Origin of the sequence: Allopusillimonas soli (assembly GCF_004153445.1) — a bacterium.
GTDB classification, from domain to species: Bacteria; Pseudomonadota; Gammaproteobacteria; order Burkholderiales; family Burkholderiaceae_B; genus Allopusillimonas; species Allopusillimonas soli.
In genome coordinates, this window is record NZ_SDQC01000003.1 from 603,568 (window position 1) to 623,447 (window position 19,880).

14 protein-coding genes and 4 tRNA genes are annotated in these 19,880 nt (G+C 60.5%); 1 reads left to right on the plus strand and 17 read right to left on the minus strand.

Annotation, left to right across the window (positions count from 1 at the left end; genetic code table 11):
* Positions 1 to 10: 10 nt before the first annotated feature.
* The 3 genes from ERD78_RS12740 to ERD78_RS12750 are packed head-to-tail and all read right to left on the minus strand — an operon-like array spanning position 11 to position 3,218.
* A complete protein-coding gene (locus tag ERD78_RS12740) occupies positions 11 to 1,003 on the minus strand; it encodes a TRAP transporter substrate-binding protein (protein WP_129969654.1) in 993 nt (330 codons plus the stop codon).
* A gap of 56 nt (positions 1,004 to 1,059) precedes the next feature.
* Positions 1,060 to 2,037, minus strand: coding sequence for a beta/alpha barrel domain-containing protein (locus tag ERD78_RS12745; protein WP_129969655.1), 978 nt, complete (start codon positions 2,035 to 2,037; stop codon positions 1,060 to 1,062).
* Positions 2,034 to 3,218 (minus strand): CaiB/BaiF CoA transferase family protein, encoded by a 1,185-nt coding sequence (locus tag ERD78_RS12750; RefSeq protein WP_129969656.1) that lies wholly within the window; start codon positions 3,216 to 3,218, stop codon positions 2,034 to 2,036. The genes ERD78_RS12745 and ERD78_RS12750 overlap by 4 nt, the downstream gene beginning before the upstream one ends.
* 95 nt (positions 3,219 to 3,313) lie before the next feature.
* Between ERD78_RS12750 and ERD78_RS12755 the strand changes: the two genes are divergently transcribed.
* Positions 3,314 to 4,279 carry a LysR family transcriptional regulator gene (locus ERD78_RS12755; protein WP_129969657.1) on the plus strand — a complete coding sequence of 322 codons (966 nt, stop codon included), beginning with the start codon at positions 3,314 to 3,316 and terminating at the stop codon, positions 4,277 to 4,279.
* 217 nt (positions 4,280 to 4,496) lie between these two features.
* Here the strand turns inward: ERD78_RS12755 and rpoC are convergent, their stop codons facing one another.
* The 14 genes from rpoC to ERD78_RS12825 all read right to left on the minus strand — a co-directional run bounded on the left by rpoC (position 4,497) and on the right by ERD78_RS12825 (position 19,597).
* On the minus strand, positions 4,497 to 8,744 hold the full coding sequence (gene rpoC, locus ERD78_RS12760; protein WP_129969658.1) for a DNA-directed RNA polymerase subunit beta': 4,248 nt from the start codon (positions 8,742 to 8,744) through the stop codon (positions 4,497 to 4,499).
* Positions 8,744 to 12,856, minus strand: coding sequence for a DNA-directed RNA polymerase subunit beta (gene rpoB / locus ERD78_RS12765; RefSeq protein ID WP_129969659.1), 4,113 nt, complete (start codon positions 12,854 to 12,856; stop codon positions 8,744 to 8,746). Before rpoB ends, rpoC begins: the two co-directional genes overlap by 1 nt.
* Positions 12,857 to 13,017: 161 nt before the next feature.
* Positions 13,018 to 13,398 (minus strand): 50S ribosomal protein L7/L12, encoded by a 381-nt coding sequence (gene rplL / locus ERD78_RS12770; protein ID WP_129969660.1) that lies wholly within the window; start codon positions 13,396 to 13,398, stop codon positions 13,018 to 13,020.
* Between the two features lie 66 nt (positions 13,399 to 13,464).
* The gene (gene rplJ, locus ERD78_RS12775) at positions 13,465 to 13,989 is read right to left on the minus strand and encodes a 50S ribosomal protein L10 (RefSeq protein WP_129969661.1); all 525 of its coding nucleotides are present in this window, start codon (positions 13,987 to 13,989) and stop codon (positions 13,465 to 13,467) included.
* A 251-nt stretch (positions 13,990 to 14,240) separates the two neighbouring features.
* Positions 14,241 to 14,936, minus strand: coding sequence for a 50S ribosomal protein L1 (rplA, locus tag ERD78_RS12780; protein ID WP_129969662.1), 696 nt, complete (start codon positions 14,934 to 14,936; stop codon positions 14,241 to 14,243).
* 2 nt (positions 14,937 to 14,938) lie between these two features.
* Positions 14,939 to 15,370 carry a 50S ribosomal protein L11 gene (gene rplK, locus ERD78_RS12785; protein WP_129969663.1) on the minus strand — a complete coding sequence of 144 codons (432 nt, stop codon included), beginning with the start codon at positions 15,368 to 15,370 and terminating at the stop codon, positions 14,939 to 14,941.
* A gap of 65 nt (positions 15,371 to 15,435) precedes the next feature.
* A complete protein-coding gene (gene nusG / locus ERD78_RS12790) occupies positions 15,436 to 15,969 on the minus strand; it encodes a transcription termination/antitermination protein NusG (protein ID WP_129969664.1) in 534 nt (177 codons plus the stop codon).
* Positions 15,970 to 15,978: 9 nt separating this feature from the next.
* Positions 15,979 to 16,359, minus strand: a complete 381-nt coding sequence (secE, locus tag ERD78_RS12795) for a preprotein translocase subunit SecE (RefSeq protein ID WP_129969665.1) — start codon at positions 16,357 to 16,359, stop codon at positions 15,979 to 15,981.
* A 48-nt stretch (positions 16,360 to 16,407) separates the two neighbouring features.
* A tRNA-Trp gene (locus ERD78_RS12800) sits at positions 16,408 to 16,483 on the minus strand.
* A gap of 104 nt (positions 16,484 to 16,587) precedes the next feature.
* A complete protein-coding gene (tuf, locus tag ERD78_RS12805; protein WP_129969645.1) occupies positions 16,588 to 17,778 on the minus strand; it encodes an elongation factor Tu in 1,191 nt (396 codons plus the stop codon).
* Between the two features lie 55 nt (positions 17,779 to 17,833).
* A tRNA-Thr gene (locus tag ERD78_RS12810) sits at positions 17,834 to 17,908 on the minus strand.
* 48 nt (positions 17,909 to 17,956) lie between these two features.
* Positions 17,957 to 18,030: transfer RNA gene (locus tag ERD78_RS12815), tRNA-Gly, on the minus strand.
* A gap of 57 nt (positions 18,031 to 18,087) precedes the next feature.
* Positions 18,088 to 18,174, minus strand: a tRNA-Tyr gene (locus ERD78_RS12820).
* A gap of 112 nt (positions 18,175 to 18,286) precedes the next feature.
* Positions 18,287 to 19,597: a short-chain fatty acid transporter gene (locus tag ERD78_RS12825; RefSeq protein WP_129969666.1), complete on the minus strand. Its 1,311-nt coding sequence runs from the start codon at positions 19,595 to 19,597 to the stop codon at positions 18,287 to 18,289.
* Between the last annotated feature and the right edge of the window lie 283 nt (positions 19,598 to 19,880).

Sequence of the window (19,880 nt, forward strand, 5' to 3'; positions counted from 1 at the left end):
GGCAACCCCGTTACATGGCCTTGATGAGATCAATAAGCTTCTGCCCGTCATCGCCGGATGACTTCAGGAAAGCCTCCCGTACCGCCGGCTGCATCACCGCCTCGAAGGCCTGGGCCTGTTCCGATGTGAGCACGACAGCGTCCATGCCCGCATCCGTCAGTTTCTTCATGTCGTCGGGATTGACGCCCTCATGTGTGATAAGCGAGGACTGCACCGCCTTGTCGGCAGCGCGCGTGATGCCCGCCCGCACGTCCTCGGGCAGGCCGTCCCACCATGCCGGATTCACCACAAGGTTGTCGAACACAAGAAAAATCGGCGTGGCCGCGCCGTACTTCTGGACCTCATAGTATTTGCGCGAGCTGGCCGCCTGCACACCCGTGAGAGCCGCATCGACTACCCGGGTCTGCAGCGCCTGGTAGACTTCCGAGCCCGACATCGAAACCGGCACGGCGCCCATGGCAATCAGGCCGGCGTCAAACAGCTTGTTCAGTCCGCGTATCTTCACGTCCTTGAACTTGGACGGGTCGTCAAGAAGCTGTGTCGAGGATGTGAATATCAGATCATTCGTATCGACGATCCAGCCGATGTTGCGCACACCCTTGTCCAGCATCTTCTGATCCAGCAACTTGGCGGCTTCGGAGCCGATAAAGGCCTTCTGTTTTGCCGGCGAACTCATCAGGAAGGGTATCTGCGTAACAGCCATCTCCGGCAGGCTCCCGCCCCATTGAATGGACAGGATAATGGCCGCCTCCAGCTGTCCGCTGGCAACGGCGGCATGATGCTGCTTGGGCTTGAACAACTGCGCGGCGCCGAACAGCTGCACCTGCACCTTGCCATCGGTTTCCTTGGCCACGTCCTTGGCAAACTGCGCCAGCCGCTTGGCCGTGTGATGCGAAGGGGGAAACTGATGGCTGATACGCATGGTGTACTCCGCCGCCTGCGCCAGGCTTGCGGACAATGCCAGCGCGATAGCGCCGGCCAACAATCTTCCGATGATGCTCATGTCGTCCTCCTGATGATTTTCATTCGTTCAGTCTTTGTTGTTGACCGGCTCTGTCGTCAAGCCGGTACGCGCGATACCCGCCATGCGGCGGTTTTTGGCAGCCCCGAACGGGCGAGGGCGCCATAAAGCGTTTCATCGGGCATGGCCCGGGCCACGATGCGGCGCGCATCCGCCAAGGCTTCGATGTTGATACCTGTGTCGAAGCCCATTGTTTCGCACAGGAATACCAGATCCTCGAATACCACGTTGCCGGTGGCGCCAGGCGCGAATGGACAGCCGCCCAGACCGCCCAGGGATCCATCAAGAATGCGCACCCCCTCGTTCAGGGCGGCCGCGGCATTGGCAATGGCCAAGCCGCGCGTGTCGTGAAAATGCATGGCCAGCGGGATATCGCCCACGCTGCGCGGCAATGCCGACGCCAGCGCGGCCACCTCGCGCGGTCCTGCATACCCCACCGTATCGGCCAAGGCGATCACATCGGCGCCCGCGCGCGCGCAAGCTTCCGCCAGACGCAGCACCTCGCCGGCATCCACCTCGCCCTCAATCGAGCAGCCGAAAGCCATGGCAATGCCTGCGGTCAGCACGGGCGCATCAGGCCCGGCCGCATCGCGCATGGCGGCAATGCGTGCCAGCAGCGCCAGGGCCTCGCCGCGGCTGCGCCGCGTGTTGGCCTGGCTATGGCCTTCCGTGGCCGACAGCACGAATATCATCTCGTCCACGCCGGTACGCAGCGCATCCTCCGCACCGCGCTCATTCAATGTCAGCGCGGCGGCACGCGCGCCGGGCAAGGCCTTGACGGCAGCCACCATGTCGCCCACATCGGCAAACTGCGGAAAGCCGCGAGCGGGCAGAAAAGAGCCGATCTCGAATACCCGCACACCTGCCGCATGCTCGTGCATCAGCCATTGCCGCTTTGCATCGGTATCGGGGAACCGGCGCACCAACTGGAGGCCATCGCGCAGTCCCACCTCGCGCAGCGTAAGCCGTCCAGGGGGGAAGAGGGCGGCAACGCGCGATGTGTGCAGCGCAGTCATGGCGCAACCGCCCGCTCGCCGCACGCGCCGGCGATCGCCGCATCGTCCATGCCCAGCGCGGCAAGCACTTCTTCGGTATCCTGGCCGGGCGCCGGCACATCGCCGCCGCCCGTCAGCATGTCGCCGTCCACTTCGAAGGGCAAGGAGGGTGCGCGAAAGCGCGTTCCATCCGCACACTGCGATGTGGCCATGCCGCCAGGCCGCATGACATGCGGATCCTGGTACATATCGCAAGGCTTGGCAATGGGCGAGAAAGGAATGCCGTGCGCTTCGAACTGCCGCCCCAGCGCATCGGCGTCCAGCGCGGCAATTTTTTCAGCCACCAGGGGAATGGTCCAGCTGCGGGCTTCGATCTGATCCATACGCGTGGCAAGGCGCGAATCGGCCAGAAAGTCCGTCAGACCCAATAGCGTGCATACGGTTTTCCACTGTCCCTCGGTTACCGCGCCGACAAAAATCTGGCGCCCGTTCCGATCGGTGAAAATGTCGTAGATGGGCCAGGAGAACTCGCGCTCCGGCATGGGAGGCGGATTCTTGCCTTCAAGCTCGAACTGCACCATATGCTGCGCAACCAGCAGCAGGCAGTTTTCGAACAGGCCGACACGCATTTCCCGTCCTCGTCCTGTCTTTCCCCGCTCCAGCAACGCGGCCAGAACCGAAAACGCGGCAAACAGCCCACCCATGATGTCATTGGCCGAGGAGCCCACACGCAAGGGGGTGCCCGTGGGGCCTGTCATATAGGCCAGACCCGTCATCATCTGCACGACTTCATCCAGCGCCGTACGGTTCTGATAAGGGCCCGACAGAAAACCCTTGCATGACGCAACGATAAGCCCGGGAAACTGCTTGCGCAGATGTTCGGGATCCGCCCCCGCCTTGGCCAGCGCCGAGTCGCGGAAGTTTTCGACGAACACATCGGCGGTTTCGAGCAGACGGTTGAGCGCCGCACGGCCCGACTCTGTGGCCAGGTCGAGCTGCACGGATTTCTTGCCACGGTTGAACAGCGGAAACATGGGCCGGCCCATGCCGGTGAGCCAGCGGGTCTTGTCTCCACCCGGTGGCTCGACCTTGATGACCTCCGCGCCCAGAAACCCCAGAAACATGCCGCAGGACGGGCCCATGATCATATGGCTCATCTCGACGACGCGCAGGCCCGCAAGCGGTAAAAAAGCCTGATCCATTCGTTGACTCCCTTGATGCTGCAGGCAGATTAGCATTGATTCAAGGATCAGAAAATTATATTGTTTTAACTATTGCATTCTATAAAATAGAATGCATGGATATTCGACAGCTACAAACCTTCGTCGCCATCTATGAATCCGGCGGCATTTCCCGTGCGGCCGAGCGCGAGCGCACTGCCCCCTCGGTGCTCAGCCACCACCTGGCCAATCTCGAGGCGCAGTTTCCGCGCCCGCTGTTCCTGCGCAACCCGCGCGGTCTGTTGCCCACCGAATACGGGCAGCGCCTTTACGCCCATGCGGTGCAGATTCTGCGCGCATTGCAGCATGCGCGCGAAGATATGTACAACATGGCAGGCGAGATAAGCGGCCAGGTCGCCATCGGCATGGCCTATACCGCGCTGCAATCCATAGGGCGCCATCTGATGCGCATCGTGCTTGAGGCGCATCCAGGTATTTCGCTTGTTCTGTCCGAGACGCTGTCCGGCAGCACCATCTCGCAGCTCATGGACGCCCATGTCGACCTGGCGCTGGCCTACAACCCGACACAGGACGCACGCATCAAAACCACCCCGCTGGTCGAAGAGCGCATGATATGCATAGGCAAGAAACATGTCATTGGCGACACCACCGAACCCATCAGCGTCAAGACGCTTCTGACACTGCCCTTCGTGCTGCTGCGCCGCGGCACCATGGGCCGTTCCGTCATGGACGATCCGCGCCTGCGGAAACAGTTCGAGCAGCGCGCGCGGCTGCAGGCCGACAATGTGAACGCGGTCAGCCTGTTCGTGGAGGAGGGACACGGCTGCGTGATTGGCACGAAATCCTACCTGCGCCGCCAGATCCAGTCCGGCGACGTGTCATACCGCTATATCGTCAAGCCGACAATGCTGCGCACATTGCATCTGTGCGAGCACGTCGACAAGCCGCCTTCGCGCGCGGTGGAACTGATGCGCAATCTGATGCTGTATTTAATCGCAAGCGAAGTGCAGTCAGGCAACTGGGAGTGCGAGCGCGTGCTGTTCGACGCTGCTCGTTGGCAGCGCCAGGGGCGGCAGCAATAGAAATGCCGCCCGCCGGGCATCCTCTGCTGGCAGGCCCGATACCCGAGTCTGGCGTTTGTTTTGCGGTTTCACGCCGCCTCGGCGCGCAGCGCCGCCCGCGTCCGGCAACACGTTGAAGTGCGCACCAAAGGCGAGCCATGTGGCGCCGACGTCACGGTGAAATAAAAAGGGCCCTGCAGTACATCGCAGGACCCTTTTCGCGGACATGGCCTCGGAATTATTCTTCCGTGGATGTTCCTTCGCTGTCGGCGGCAGGCTCGCCTTCGTGGGTTTCCACGGTTTCGGCGGGCGCCTCCTCGAACGGATTGGCCATCGCACGCGCGGCCTGGCGCTCGGCCGCCTCGTGGGCTTCCTTCTCCTTGCGTGCCATGTGATACGACATGCCCGTACCGGCCGGAATCAGGCGGCCCACAATGACGTTCTCCTTCAGCCCGCGCAGATCGTCGCGCTTGCCCATGATGGCAGCCTCGGTGAGCACGCGCGTGGTTTCCTGGAAGGATGCGGCCGAAATGAACGAATCGGTCGACAGGGAAGCCTTGGTGATGCCCAGCAATACGTTGTCGTATGTGGCGGGAATCTTGCCCTCGGCTTCCATGCGGTCGTTTTCGTTCAACAGTTCGGAACGCTCGACCTGCTCGCCCGTGATGAAGTTGGTGTCGCCCGGATCAACGATGTTCACCCGACGCAGCATCTGGCGCACGATCACTTCAATGTGCTTGTCGTTGATCTTCACGCCCTGCAGGCGGTAAACGTCCTGCACTTCGTTCACGATGTAGCTGGCCAGCTTCTCGATGCCCTGCAGGCGCAGGATATCGTGAGGATCGGCCGGACCATCGACGATCATTTCGCCCTTGTTCACCACTTGGCCGTCGTGCACCAGCACCTGCTTTTCCTTGGGTATCAGGAACTCGTGGTTGACGCCATCCATGTCGGTGATAACCAGACGCTGCTTGCCCTTGGTGTCCTTGCCAAACGAGACCGTGCCCGTGACATCGGCCAGCATGCCGGCATCCTTGGGCGAACGGGCTTCGAACAGCTCGGCCACACGAGGCAGACCGCCGGTAATATCGCGGGTTTTTTGCGATTCCTGAGGAATACGCGCCAGCACCTCACCGATATTGACCTGCTGTCCGTCGCGAACGGTAATCAGCGCGCCCACCGGGAAGGAGATGGCCACCGCATGGTCGGTGCCCGCGATCTTGACCTCTTCGCCCGCGTCGTTAAGCAGACGGATCTGCGGACGCATCATGGTCTTGCCGCTGCGGGTCTTGGGTGTGATTACCACCAACGTGGACAGGCCCGTAACCTCGTCAAGCTGCTTGACAACGGTAACGCCTTCCTCGATGTTCTCGAAGCGGACAGTGCCCGAGTACTCGGACACGATGGGGCGCGTAAGCGGATCCCAGCTTGCCAGGCGCGTACCGGCCTTGATCGCATCGCCATCGCCCACGGCAATGGTTGCACCGTAGGGGATCTTGTGACGCTCGCGCTCGCGGCGGTTGTCGTCAAAGATGACGATCTCGCCCGAACGCGAGATGGCCACGCGTTCGCCCTTGGCATTGGTGACATAGCGCAGGCCGATGGCAAAGGCCACCGTGCCGGCCGACTTGGTTTCCACCGAGCTGGCCATTGCCGAGCGCGATGCCGCGCCACCGATGTGGAAGGTCCGCATCGTCAGCTGCGTACCAGGCTCGCCGATGGACTGGGCAGCAATGACGCCCACTGCCTCGCCACGGTTGACCATGGTGCCACGGCCCAGGTCACGCCCATAGCAGTGCGCGCACAAGCCATAGCGTGTTTCGCAGGTAAGCGGCGTGCGAATCTTGACTTCATCCACACCTATGCTGTCGATAAGGTCGACCACGTCTTCGTCCAGCAGCGTGCCGGCCGCAACCGCGGTTTCCTGGGTATCGGGATTGACGATGTCAACGGCAGCCACACGGCCCAGAATGCGGTCGCGCAACGGTTCGATGACTTCGCCGCCCTCGACCAAGGCCTTCATGGAATAGCCTCGCGTGGTACCGCAATCGGCTTCGGTGATCGCCAGATCCTGGGTGACATCGACCAGACGGCGTGTCAGGTAGCCCGAGTTGGCGGTCTTCAGCGCCGTATCGGCCAGACCCTTCCGCGCACCGTGCGTGGAAATGAAGTACTGCAGCACGTTCAGGCCTTCGCGGAAGTTCGCGGTAATGGGCGTCTCGATGATGGAGCCGTCGGGCTTGGCCATCAGGCCGCGCATACCTGCGAGCTGGCGTATCTGGGCGGCGGAACCCCGCGCGCCGGAGTCCGCCATCATGTAGATGGAGTTGAACGATTCCTGACGCACTTCCTCGCCATGACGATTCACCACCGGCTCGGTGGCCAGCTGCTCCATCATGGACTTGCCCACTTTGTCGCTGGCCTTGCCCCAGATGTCGACTACGTTGTTATAGCGCTCCTGGGAAGTCACCAGACCGGACGAGTACTGCTTGTCGATCTCCTTGACCTCTTTGCTGGCCTGGGCAAGGATGTCTTCCTTGGCCGTCGGGACCAACATGTCGCCCATGGCGATGGAAATGCCGGCGCGCGTAGCCAGGCGGAAGCCCGATTGCATGAGCTTGTCCGCGAAAATGACCGTGGCGCGCAGGCCGCAGCGGCGGAACGACTGATTGATCAGGCGCGAGATTTCCTTTTTCTTCAGCGGGCGGTTGAGCACCGAGAAGGGCAAGCCTTTGGGCAGGATCTCCGACAGCAGGGCGCGGCCTACCGTGGTTTCAAAACGCTTGAGCACAGGCTGCCATTCGCCCTGTTCGTCCTTCTCGTACTCATTCAGGCGAACGGTGATGCGCGTCTGCAGTTCCACCTCGCCGTTGTCGTATGCGCGCTGCACTTCCGACACATCGGTCATGAACAGGCCTTCGCCCTTGCCGTTGATGCGCTCGCGCGTGGTGTAGTACAGGCCCAGCACGATATCCTGCGAGGGCACGATGGACGGTTCGCCGTTGGCGGGGAACAGCACGTTGTTCGATGCCAGCATGAGCGTGCGGGCCTCGACCTGCGCCTCCAGCGAAAGGGGCACGTGAACAGCCATCTGGTCGCCATCGAAGTCGGCGTTGAAAGCCGCGCAGACCAACGGATGCAGCTGGATGGCCTTGCCTTCGATCAGCATGGGCTCGAAAGCCTGGATGCCAAGGCGGTGCAAGGTCGGCGCACGGTTCAGCATGACCGGATGCTCGCGGATGACCTCTTCGAGGATATCCCACACGACCGGCTCCTGGCTTTCCACCAGTTTCTTCGCGGCCTTGATGGTCGTGGCCAGACCCATCATCTCCAGGCGATTGAAGATGAAAGGCTTGAACAGCTCGAGCGCCATCAGCTTGGGCAGGCCGCACTGGTGCAGCTTGAGCTGCGGACCCACCGTAATAACGGAACGACCCGAGTAGTCGACCCGCTTGCCCAGCAGGTTTTGGCGGAAGCGACCACTCTTGCCCTTGATCATATCGGCCAATGACTTGAGCTGGCGCTTGTTGGCGCCGGTCATGGCCTTGCCTCGCCGGCCGTTGTCAAGCAGCGAATCCACCGACTCCTGCAACATGCGTTTTTCGTTGCGCAGGATGATGTCGGGCGCCTTCAGCTCAAGCAGACGCTTGAGACGGTTGTTGCGGTTGATGACGCGGCGATAGAGGTCGTTGAGGTCGGATGTGGCGAAGCGGCCGCCATCCAGCGGCACCAGCGGACGCAGATCCGGCGGCAGCACCGGAAGCACTTCCATAACCATCCACTCGGGCTTGATGCCGGATTTCTGGAAGCCTTCCAACACCTTGAGGCGCTTGGAAATCTTCTTGATCTTGGCATCAGAGGACGTGGCCTTGAGCTCGGCGCGCAGCGTTTCGACATCGCGATCGATGTCTATGGTGCGCAGCAGTTCCCGCACGGCTTCCGCGCCCATCAAGGCGTGGAAGTCGTCGCCGTACTCCTCGGTCTTGGCCAGGTAGTCGTCGTCCGACATGATCTGGCCGCGCTTGAGCGGCGTCATGCCGGGCTCGATGATGCACCATGCTTCAAAGTACAGCACACGCTCGATATCGCGCAGCGTCATGTCGAGCACCATGCCCAGGCGGGATGGCAGGCTCTTGAGGAACCAGATGTGCGCAACCGGGCTGGCCAGCTCGATATGACCCATGCGCTCGCGGCGCACCTTGGCCACGGTGACTTCCACGCCGCATTTTTCGCAGATCACGCCGCGGTGCTTCAGGCGCTTGTATTTGCCGCAAAGGCACTCGTAATCCTTGATGGGGCCAAAGATCTTGGCGCAGAACAGGCCATCGCGCTCGGGCTTGAAGGTGCGGTAGTTAATGGTTTCGGGCTTGCGCACTTCACCATAGGACCACGAGCGCACCTTTTCCGGCGATGCTATGCCGATCTTGATGGCATCGAATTGCTCGTCTTGCGAGACTTGCTTGAATAGATCGAGTAGCGCTTTCATTATTTACGCTCCAAATCCATGTCCAGGGACAAGGACCTAATTTCTTTCACCAGAACGTTGAACGACTCGGGCATGCCGGCATCGATGACATGGTCGCCCTTGACGATGTTCTCGTATACCTTGGTGCGGCCCGAGATGTCATCAGACTTGACCGTGAGCATCTCTTGCAGCGTGTACGAGGCGCCGTAGGCTTCCAGCGCCCACACTTCCATTTCGCCGAAGCGCTGGCCGCCGAACTGCGCCTTGCCGCCCAGCGGTTGCTGCGTAACCAACGAGTATGGGCCGGTGGACCGTGCGTGCATCTTTTCGTCGACCAGGTGATGCAACTTGAGGTAGTGCATATAGCCTATGGTAACGGGGCGCTCGAACTGTTCGCCGGTACGTCCATCGAACAGCCATGCCTGGGTGCGGTTGGGCGTAAGCTTGAGCTTGTCGGCGATGTCGTCCGGATAAGCCAGCTTCAGCATGGCTTCGATTTCCTCTTCGGTCGCCCCGTCGAAGACCGGGGTGGCCAGCGGAACGCCATTCTTGAGGTTGCGCGCCATTTCCAGTACTTCGTCGTCCGAGAGTTCGGCAACGCGTGCCCCCGCGCCGGTGCTGTTGTACACCTTTTCGAGATAGGCGCGCAGCTGCTTGACCTGCACGTTCTGTTCTTCGCGCAGCATATCGGCGATGCGATAACCCACGCCCTTGGCGGCCCAGCCCAAGTGAACCTCAAGCACCTGGCCCACGTTCATCCGGGAAGGCACGCCCAGCGGGTTCAGGACGATGTCGGCAGGTGTGCCGTCGGCCATGTGGGGCATATCTTCCACGGGTGTAATCCGCGATACCACGCCCTTGTTGCCGTGACGGCCGGCCATTTTGTCGCCAGGCTGCAGGCGGCGCTTGACGGCCAGGTACACCTTGATCATCTTGAGTACGCCCGGCGGCAGTTCGTCGCCCTGCGTAAGCTTCTTGCGCTTTTCCTCAAAAGCCAGGTCGAACTGATGGCGCTTCTGCTCAAGCGATTCCTTGGCCTGCTCAAGCACAATCGCGTGCTCTTCGTCGGCCAAGCGAATGTCGAACCATTGCCAGCGGTCCAGATCTGCCAGGTAGTCCTGGGCCAGCGCCGTGCCTTTGGCCAGTTTGCGCGGGCCGCCGTTGACGGTCTTGCCGACCAGGAACTTGCCGATACGGTCGAAGGTGTCGTCCTCGACGATACGCAATTGGTCGTTGAGGTCTTGGCGATAACGGCGCAGTTCATCGTCGATGATGGACTGCGCGCGTTTGTCGCGCTCGATGCCTTCGCGTGTGAACACCTGTACGTCGATGACGGTGCCCACCATGCCCGACGGCACCCGCAGCGACGTATCCTTCACGTCGGAGGCCTTCTCGCCGAAGATGGCGCGCAGCAGCTTTTCTTCGGGGGTCAGCTGCGTCTCACCCTTGGGCGTGACCTTGCCAACCAGTACGTCGTCGGCACGCACTTCGGCGCCGATGTAGACGATACCGGAGTCATCCAGGCGATTCAGCTGCGTTTCCGCAAGATTGCTGATATCGCGCGTGATTTCCTCGGGGCCAAGCTTGGTGTCGCGGGCCACCACCGTGAGTTCTTCGATGTGGATGGACGTATAGCGGTCGTCAGCCACGATCTTCTCGGAAATCAGGATGGAGTCCTCGAAGTTGTAGCCGTTCCAGGGCATGAACGCGATGAGCATGTTCTGCCCCAAGGCCAGTTCACCCAGGTCCGTCGATGCACCGTCGGCCAACACATCCCCGCGCGCCACATGATCGCCGCGCTTGACGATGGGCCGCTGATTGATATTGGTGTTCTGGTTGGAACGGGTGTACTTGATGAGGTTGTAGATATCGACGCCCACTTCGCCGGCAACGTTCTCGTCGTCATTGACGCGAATCACGATACGCTCGGCATCGATATGATCCACAATGCCGCCACGCACTGCCTGGACAGTGGTGCCCGAGTCGACCGCAACGGTGCGCTCGATGCCGGTGCCCACCAGCGGCTTTTCGGGACGCAGGCAAGGCACGGCCTGGCGCTGCATGTTGGCGCCCATGAGCGCGCGGTTGGCGTCGTCATGCTCAAGGAAGGGTATGAGCGATGCCGCCACAGACACGATCTGCGAAGGCGCCACGTCCATGTAATGCACGTTTGCCGGCGCGGTAAGCATGGTTTCGCCAGACTGACGGCATGCCACCAGGTCGTCCATGAAACGGCCATCCGCATCCAGGCGCGCATTGGCCTGTGCGATGACATAATTGCTTTCCTCGATGGCCGACAGATAATCGATCTGCTCACTGACCTTGCCGTCTATGATCTTGCGATAGGGCGTTTCAAGAAAGCCGTACTCGTTCAGCCGCGCATAAAGCGCCATGGAGTTGATGAGGCCGATGTTCGGACCTTCCGGGGTCTCGATCGGGCACACGCGGCCATAGTGCGTCGGATGCACGTCACGCACCTCGAAGCCGGCGCGCTCGCGGGTCAAGCCGCCAGGTCCCAGGGCGGAAACACGGCGTTTGTGCGTGATTTCCGACAGGGGGTTGGTCTGATCCATGAACTGCGAAAGCTGGCTCGAACCGAAGAACTCCTTGATGGCGGCCGAAATCGGCTTGGAGTTGATCAGATCGTGCGGCATGAGGTTCTCGGTTTCCGCCTGACCCAGACGCTCCTTGACGGCGCGCTCGACACGCACCAGGCCGGCACGGAACTGATTCTCGGCCAGCTCGCCCACGCAACGCACGCGGCGGTTGCCCAGGTGATCGATGTCGTCGATCTGGCCGCGACCGTTGCGCAGCTCCACCAACACCTTGATGGTTTCAAGAATGTCTTCGTTGGTGAGCGTCATGGGACCGCCGGCGTCTTCGCCACGGCCCAGACGGCTGTTTACCTTCATACGGCCTACACGCGAGAGGTCGTAGGCTTCCTCGCTGTAGAACAGGCGCTGGAACAAGGCCTCGACGGCATCCTCGGTGGGCGGCTCGCCGGGGCGCATCATGCGGTAGATGGCAACGCGCGCAGCCATCTGGTCGGCGGTTTCGTCCGTGCGCAGGGTTTGCGAGATATATGCGCCGCGGTCGAGTTCATTGACGTACAGGGTCTGAATCTCGCGAATGCCTGCGCCGCGGATCTCTGCCAGAATGGATTCCGTGATTTCGTCGTTCGCATTGGCGATGACTTCACCGGTGTCAGGATTGACCACGTTCTTGGCCAGTACCCGGCCAATCAGGAAGTCCTCGGGCACGGACAGATGCTCAACCTTGGCAGTGCCCAGGTCGCGCAGATGCTTGGCATTGATGCGCTTGTCTTTCTCGACAATGACGTTGCCCGCCTTGTCCTTGATGTCGAAGCGCGCGACTTCGCCCTTCCAGCGCTCAGGCACGAACTCGAGCATGCCGCCTTCCTTGAGGATTTCGATCTGGTCGAAGTCCGAGAAATAGGCCAGGATGGCCTCGGGCGTCATGCCAATGGCCTTGAGCAGAATGGTGACCGGCATTTTACGGCGGCGGTCCACACGGAAGAACAGTATGTCCTTGGGATCGAACTCAAAATCCAGCCAGGATCCGCGGTAGGGAATGACCCGGGCGGAAAACAGCAGCTTGCCCGAGCTGTGCGTCTTGCCGCGATCATGCTCGAAGAACACGCCGGGCGAACGATGCAGCTGGGAAACAATGACCCGCTCGGTGCCATTGATCACGAAGGAGCCGGTGTTCGTCATGAGCGGAATCTCGCCCATGTAGACTTCCTGTTCCTTGACCTCCTTGACCGTGGGCTTGCTGACCTCGCGATCCATGAGCACGAGGCGCACCTTGGCGCGCAGCGGCGAGGCATAGGTCAGCCCGCGCAGCTGGCACTCCTTGACGTCGAACACCGGCTCGCCGAGAACGTAGCTAACGAACTCAAGGCGCGCCATCTGATTGTGACTGACAATAGGGAAAATCGAGCTGAAGGCCGCTTGCAGGCCTTCATCTTTTCGCTTGGAAGGTGTAGTATCCGCCTGCAAAAAAGTTTTGTAAGATTGCAGCTGCGTCGCCAACAGGTAGGGAACGTCCTGGACGTCTTCCCGTTTAGCGAAACTCTTGCGTATGCGCTTTTTTTCGGTATACGAATAAGGCATGAGCACTCCGACTCGAGGGTTACATAGGCCGTCAACCACGGCCCTGGTTTACGACTCCGGAAAACCCGACTCGGGCAGGTAACCCATTGTGAATCAGGGGTTTTCTGGAAACGCAAAAGCCCGGGAAGGCTTCAGCGCTTCCCGGGCAGGCATGAAAAGTCTTACTTGAGCTCGACTTTCGCACCCGCTTCTTCAAGCTTCTTCTGGGCCGCTTCGGCATCAGCCTTGGCCAGGCCTTCCTTGACAGGCTTGGGAGCGCCATCGACCAGATCCTTGGCTTCCTTCAGGCCCAGGCCGGTGATTTCGCGAACAGCCTTGATCACGCTGACCTTGTTGGCGCCGATTTCGGCCAGAACAACGGTGAACTCGGTTTGCTCTTCAGCGGCGCCACCAGCGGCACCACCGGCGGCCGGGGCGGCCACAGCGACAGCGGCGGCGGCAGCCGACACGCCAAACTTTTCTTCCATTTCCTTGATCAGCTCGGACAGCTCGAGAACGGTCATGCCGGCGATGGCGTCAAGGATTTCAGCTTTTGTTGCCATTTTAAGAACTCCAGATATATGTAAATGCCAGGGTTGGGTGTCGCTCGGTAGAACGAAGCTTTCCGCTTAGGCGGCTTCCTTCTGGTCGCGCACAGCCGCGAGGCCGCGAACGAACTTGGTCGGAACTTCGTTGAGCGTACGCACAAATTGCGCGATGGGGGCTTGCATGGTACCCAGCAGTTTCGAGAGCAACTCCTCGCGGGAGGGCATGGTGGCCAAAGCCTTCACACCATCCGTGGTGAGCAGGCTGTTGGGCAATGCCCCGCCTTGAATCACCAGCTTGTCGTTGGTCTTGGCGAAACCGGCAAGTACTTTTGCTGCCGCAACCGGATCGTCGCTGATGCCATAGATCAGCGGACCGGTCAGTTGGGGGGTGAGCTCCTCGAAGGGAGTGCCCGCCACGGCGCGGCGAACCAGCGTGTTCTTGAGAACACGGAGGTACACGCCCGACTCGCGCGCAGTTTTGCGCAATACGGTTACAGAGGCGACGTCCAGACCACGGTACTCGGCGATAATGATCGATTGAGCCTTTGCGACTTGCGCGCCGACTTCCTCGATGACTACCGCTTTCTCTTGACGATTGAGACTCACGGTTTGAACACTCCATCAAACGACGCTCGGGAGGGTCCCTTGCGTCAACCGAATGCGGCGCACCTGGTCGAGTTCTTCGGTACTACAAGAATTCTTCCATGGCCGCCGTCTGCGCTGGAACCAGGTGTTGAGGCCTGGAATTAAGCGGCCGTGCATGGACTGCAAATCATGCCCGGCTGCTCCAGCGGTCTTTGACAGCTATGCCCGGAAAAACCGGGCACGGCCCAAAGTTCTGTGCTGAACGGCTATTTTCAGGCCGCCAGCGAAGCAATTTCCACGCGCGCACCGCCGCCCATGGTGGACGATACGGCGAGCTTGCGCAGATATACACCCTTTGCCGCAGCGGGACGCGCCTTATTCAGGGCATCGACCAGAGCGGCCAGGTTGGTTTGCAGTTGTTCGACCTCGAACGAAGCGCGGCCGATGGTGGCATGGATGATGCCGGCCTTGTCGGTGCGATACTGCACCTGGCCCGCCTTGGCGTTCTTGACCGCCGTGACGACATCGGGCGTGACCGTGCCCACCTTGGGGTTGGGCATGAGGCCACGTGGGCCGAGGATCTGGCCCAGCGCACCCACGACGCGCATGGCATCGGGTGAGGCAATGACCACGTCGAAGTCCAGTTGACCGCCCTTGATGGACTCGGCCAGGTCTTCCATGCCAACGATGTCGGCGCCGGCAGCCTTGGCGGCCTCGGCCTTTTCACCTTGGGTGAAGACGGCGACGCGGACCGACTTGCCCGTGCCGGCGGGCAGAACGACCGAGCCACGCACGATCTGGTCGGACTTCTTGGGATCCACACCCAACTGCACCGCTACGTCGATGGACTCATCGAACTTGGCGGTGGCGGTCTCCTTGACCAGCGTCAGGGCTTCGGAAACAGGATAGAACTTGCTGCGATCGATTTTGGCGGCAATGGCGGCCGCGCGCTTGCTCAACTTGGCCATGCTTACACCCCTTCAACCGTGATGCCCATGCTGCGGGCAGTACCAGCCACCGTGCGAACCGCGGCGTCCAGATCAGCCGCCGTGAGGTCGGGCTGCTTGGTCTTGGCGATTTCTTCGGCCTGGGCGCGCGTAAGCGTACCCACCTTGTCCAGGTGCGGACGAGCCGAGCCTTTCTGCACACCGCTGGCCTTCTTGATGAGGATGGTGGCCGGCGGCGTCTTCATGATGAAGGTGAAGCTCTTGTCCGCGTAGGCCGTGATGACCACAGGAATTGGCAGGCCGGGTTCGACGCCTTGTGTCTTGGCGTTGAAAGCCTTGCAGAATTCCATGATGTTCAGACCGCGCTGGCCCAGGGCCGGCCCGATCGGGGGGGAAGGATTTGCCTTACCAGCTGGAACTTGCAGCTTGATAAAGCCAACGATTTTCTTCGCCATGCTTTACTCCTTGCGGGTACGAACGCCGGCCTGCAAATGCGGACGGCTCCCCGGGGTTGGAAAATTCAGGTCTTTTCGACCTGACCAAAATCGAGTTCCACAGGGGTTGCGCGGCCGAAAATCGTGACCGATACGCGCACCTTGCTTTTCTCGTAGTTGACGTCTTCAACGTTGCCGTTGAAGTCGGCAAAAGGACCTTCCTTGACGCGAACCATTTCGCCCACTTCAAAGAGGATCTTGGGTTTGGGTTTCTCGACGCCTTCTTCCATCGCCGAGAGGATTTTTTCGACTTCCTTGTCGGAAATTGGCGCAGGCCGATTGCCTGAGCCGCCCAGGAAACCGGTGACCCGGTTCGTGTTCTTGACCAGATGCCAGGTTTCGTCGGTGAGGTCCATCTCGACCAGTACGTAGCCCGGGAAAATCCGTCGTTCGGTAATGGACTTCCTGCCGCCCTTGACTTCGACGACTTCCTCGGAAGGCACCAGGATGCGTCCGAATGAGGTCTGCAACCCGGCGCGCTCTATGCGCTCAAGGAGCGCCTTGTGCACGCTTTTTTCCATGCCGGAATAAACGTGGACGACATACCAACGCTTGCTCATGTGTGCCCTTTATTTCCAGCCCAGAAGCACGCCATAAATGACCCACTCGAGGAACTTATCGGCCAGCCAGAGAAACGCCCCCATGGCGACGACAAAGGCAAATACTATGCCCGTCATCTGGGTGGTTTCCTTGCGCGTGGGCCATATTACCCGCTTGACCTCATTGTAGGAGTCGCGCCCGAAACTGATGGTGCGGCGACCGGGCTCGCTGAACCACGCGATAATGGCCGCAATGACGAGACCCGCCAGGAAAATACCGACGCGTGCGACGGTAGGCTGGTTGTCCAGCATCGAATATGCGACGATGCCCGCTGCGATAACGAGCACCGCAAGACCGAGCTTGATCCGATCTGCGACACTGGTAACGGTTTCTACGTTGCTATTGGCCATATTCCGGCAGTTGACGCCGCCAAGGCGGCTGCGATGTGACTGAATGCCTGGCAGGGGCAGTAGGAATCGAACCTACAACCTTCGGTTTTGGAGACCGACGCTCTGCCAATTGAGCTATACCCCTAGACTCTGAAAGCGATGAGCCTTGCGGTGTCATCGCTCTTGCTGCTTTTTACTGCTTGCCGCTGTTGCGGCAGGCCGGCAGGAAACCGCCGGCCGTACTGCCAATTACTTGCTGATGCTGGCGACGACGCCGGCACCGACCGTGCGACCGCCCTCGCGTATCGCAAAGCGCAGCCCCTCTTCCATCGCGATCGGCGCGATCAGGCTCACCTTCATCGACACGTTATCGCCCGGCAGCACCATCTCCTTGTCCGCGGGCAACTCGATCGTGCCCGTCACATCCGTCGTGCGGAAGTAAAACTGCGGACGGTAGCCCTGGAAGAACGGCGTGTGACGCCCCCCCTCTTCCTTGGACAGAATGTACACCTCGGCAGAAAAGTCCGTGTGCGGCTTGATCGAGCCAGGCTTGGCCAACACCTGACCGCGCTCGACCTCCTCGCGCTTGGTCCCGCGCAGCAAGATCCCAACGTTATCGCCCGCCTCGCCCTGATCGAGCAGCTTGCGGAACATCTCCACGCCCGTGCACGTGGTCTTGGCCGTCTCGCGGATTCCCACGATCTCGATTTCCTCGCCCACCTTGATCAGGCCCCGCTCGATACGCCCTGTCACCACCGTGCCACGGCCAGATATCGAGAACACATCCTCGACCGGCATCAGGAACGTGCCGTCCACCGCTCGCTCGGGCGTCGGAATGTACGTGTCCAGCGCCTCGGCCAGCTGCAGTATCGCCTGCTTGCCCAGCGGGCCCTCATCGCCCTCGAGCGCCAGCTTGGCCGAGCCCTTCACGATCGGCGTGTCATCGCCAGGAAAGTCGTACTTCGAGAGCAGCTCGCGCACTTCCATCTCCACCAGCTCGAGCAGCTCCTCATCGTCCACCATGTCCGCCTTGTTCAGGAACACAATGATGTAAGGCACGCCAACCTGACGCGAGAGCAGGATGTGCTCGCGCGTCTGAGGCATCGGGCCGTCGGCGGCCGACACCACCAGGATCGCCCCGTCCATCTGCGCTGCGCCCGTGATCATGTTCTTCACGTAGTCCGCGTGACCCGGGCAGTCCACGTGCGCGTAGTGGCGCGAGGTCGTCTCGTACTCCACGTGCGAGGTGTTGATCGTGATGCCGCGCGCCTTTTCCTCCGGCGCATTGTCGATCTGGTCGTAACCGCGGGCCGCTCCGCCAAACTCCTTGGACAGCACCGTCGTGATCGCCGCCGTCAGCGTCGTCTTGCCGTGGTCAACGTGACCAATCGTGCCAACGTTCACGTGAGGTTTGGTCCGTTCAAACTTCTCTTTTGCCATGACTGACTCCTGACGATGGAATGGTGCTGCTACTAATATTAGATAGAAAAGAGTATGGTGCCCATGACGCGGATCGAACGCGTGACCTCTCCCTTACCAAGGGAGTGCTCTACCACTGAGCCACATGGGCATCTGCTTTGTTGCTTCCCGCCCATAGAGGCGAAACCCAAAAACCTTGTGGAGCGGGTGAAGGGAATCGAACCCTCGTCATCAGCTTGGAAGGCTGTTGCTCTACCATTGAGCTACACCCGCGTAGGATTCCTCACCCGCAAGCTGCCGGCAGCTGACCGGCATGCAATATTTCCGCGGTGGTGGTGGGAGTTGGATTCGAACCAACGTAGGCGCAAGGCCAACAGATTTACAGTCTGCCCCCTTTAACCACTCGGGCATCCCACCAAAACCGAACTCCGAATTATGCAATGATTTTTTTTCATTGTCAAACCAGGTCCGGAGCCGTGACAGCGGGGAGCGGCGCGGTCCAAGAGGGCTGAAGCCGGCGCCCAGCCGGCTAGAAAAAGCTCAGCCCAATGGACACGATGATTCCTGTCACCAATAGCTGGATGAGGCAGTATCCCATGATGTCCTTGGCCTTCAGGCCCGCAATGGCCAGTACGGGAAGCGCCCAGAACGGCTGCAGCAGGTTGGTCCATGCGTCGCCCCAGGCCACGGCCATGGCCACGCGAGGCATGTCCGCACCCAGCGCCTGTGCGCTGGCGATGACCACCGGGCTCTGGACCGCCCATTGGCCGCCGCCCGACGGAATGAAGATATTCACGATGCCAGCGCTCATGAAGGTCCAGAAGGGCAGGCTGGCCGCGCTTGCCAGGGATGTCATCCAGCCCGACAGACTTGCCGCCAACCCCGAGTGCATGATGATTGCCATGATGCCCGCATAGAACGGAAACTGTATGACGATGCCCGCCGCGCCCTTGATGGCATCGTTCAGACTGTCGAGCAGGTTGCGCGCATTGCCGTGCAGCACAATGGCGAGGAAGAGAAATGTGAAGTTAATGACATTCAGATTCAGGCCGCCCTGGCGGATGACATAGTAATTGAACAAATAGGCCAGACCACAGAAGCCGATCAACATGGCCAGCAGGCGGCTGTTTTCCAGACGCGCCGCCGGACGGTCGTCCTGTTCGTGCTCGACAGCGCCATCATCGAGGACTGCGCGGTCCACATAGACGCTATCTTTCTCATCCGGCATCATCAAGCGATTCACCAGCGGCACCACAACGAACATGGCCAGAACAATGACCAGGTTGAAGGTGGAGAAGATGGTATCGGACGTGGAAATGAGCCCGATCTTGTCCTGCTGGAAGTGGCCCTCCGTGGCGATCGTCAACGGAATGGATCCGGCCAATCCACCGTGCCAGACGACAAAGCCGGAATATGCGCTGGCAACCAGAAGGCGATAGTCCACTTTGATGCTGCGCGCCAGCTGCTTGGCGAACAAGGCGCTTACAACCAGGCCAAACCCCCAGTTCAGCCAATTTGCCGCCAGGGCAACCACCGTAACCAGGACAATGGCGGAGCCCGGACTGCCCGCCAGCCGCGACAACGTCTCCAGAATGCGGCGAACCGCCGGCGTGCTCGCCATCATATAGCCAGCAACCAGCACCAACACCATCTGCATCGTGAAAGACAGCAAGCCCCAGAACCCGTCCCCCCACATGGTGACGACCTCCATGGGTGTTCTGTGCTCAATAGATACGGCGGCGACGCCGGCGATCAAGGTCAACAGCACGACAAAGATATAGGGATCGGGCAGATAGCGCTCCACCAGCTTGACCGAATAGCGGGACAAGGCCTTGAACATCCAGAACTCCAAAAGATATGGCCGCGCGAAAGCAGCGCAGAGGCTGTCCGTGCGGAAGTGAAAGTGTGTGCGGGGTAGCGGAAAGGAACCGCAAGCAATGGGATGGACGCCCCCCACTCGTAACGGCATCAATGTGCCAAAGTAGAGGTGTTAGCCACCACTTCAACCGAGAGAGGCGTCCACTATGAAGATTACAACCGTTGGCATTGACCTGGCAAAAAATGTGTTCCAAGTTCACGGTGTGGACGAGCACGGCAAGGCCGTACTCAGGAAACAGATAAAG

Excerpts from the sequence above, each read along its gene's own strand:
- rpoC (WP_129969658.1), bottom strand. The coding sequence starts at position 8,744 with ATGAAAGCGCTACTCGATCTATTCAAGCAAGTCTCGCAAGACGAGCAA.
- tuf (WP_129969645.1), bottom strand. The coding sequence starts at position 17,778 with ATGGCAAAAGAGAAGTTTGAACGGACCAAACCTCACGTGAACGTTGGC.
- ERD78_RS12750 (WP_129969656.1), bottom strand. The coding sequence starts at position 3,218 with ATGGATCAGGCTTTTTTACCGCTTGCGGGCCTGCGCGTCGTCGAGATG.
- rplK (WP_129969663.1), bottom strand. The coding sequence starts at position 15,370 with ATGGCGAAGAAAATCGTTGGCTTTATCAAGCTGCAAGTTCCAGCTGGT.
- ERD78_RS12745 (WP_129969655.1), bottom strand. The coding sequence starts at position 2,037 with ATGACTGCGCTGCACACATCGCGCGTTGCCGCCCTCTTCCCCCCTGGA.
- rpoB (WP_129969659.1), bottom strand. The coding sequence starts at position 12,856 with ATGCCTTATTCGTATACCGAAAAAAAGCGCATACGCAAGAGTTTCGCT.
- secE (WP_129969665.1), bottom strand. The coding sequence starts at position 16,359 with ATGGCCAATAGCAACGTAGAAACCGTTACCAGTGTCGCAGATCGGATC.
- rplL (WP_129969660.1), bottom strand. The coding sequence starts at position 13,398 with ATGGCAACAAAAGCTGAAATCCTTGACGCCATCGCCGGCATGACCGTT.
- ERD78_RS12755 (WP_129969657.1), top strand. The coding sequence starts at position 3,314 with ATGGATATTCGACAGCTACAAACCTTCGTCGCCATCTATGAATCCGGC.
- rplA (WP_129969662.1), bottom strand. The coding sequence starts at position 14,936 with ATGGCCAAGTTGAGCAAGCGCGCGGCCGCCATTGCCGCCAAAATCGAT.
- nusG (WP_129969664.1), bottom strand. The coding sequence starts at position 15,969 with ATGAGCAAGCGTTGGTATGTCGTCCACGTTTATTCCGGCATGGAAAAA.
- ERD78_RS12825 (WP_129969666.1), bottom strand. The coding sequence starts at position 19,597 with ATGTTCAAGGCCTTGTCCCGCTATTCGGTCAAGCTGGTGGAGCGCTAT.
- ERD78_RS12740 (WP_129969654.1), bottom strand. The coding sequence starts at position 1,003 with ATGAGCATCATCGGAAGATTGTTGGCCGGCGCTATCGCGCTGGCATTG.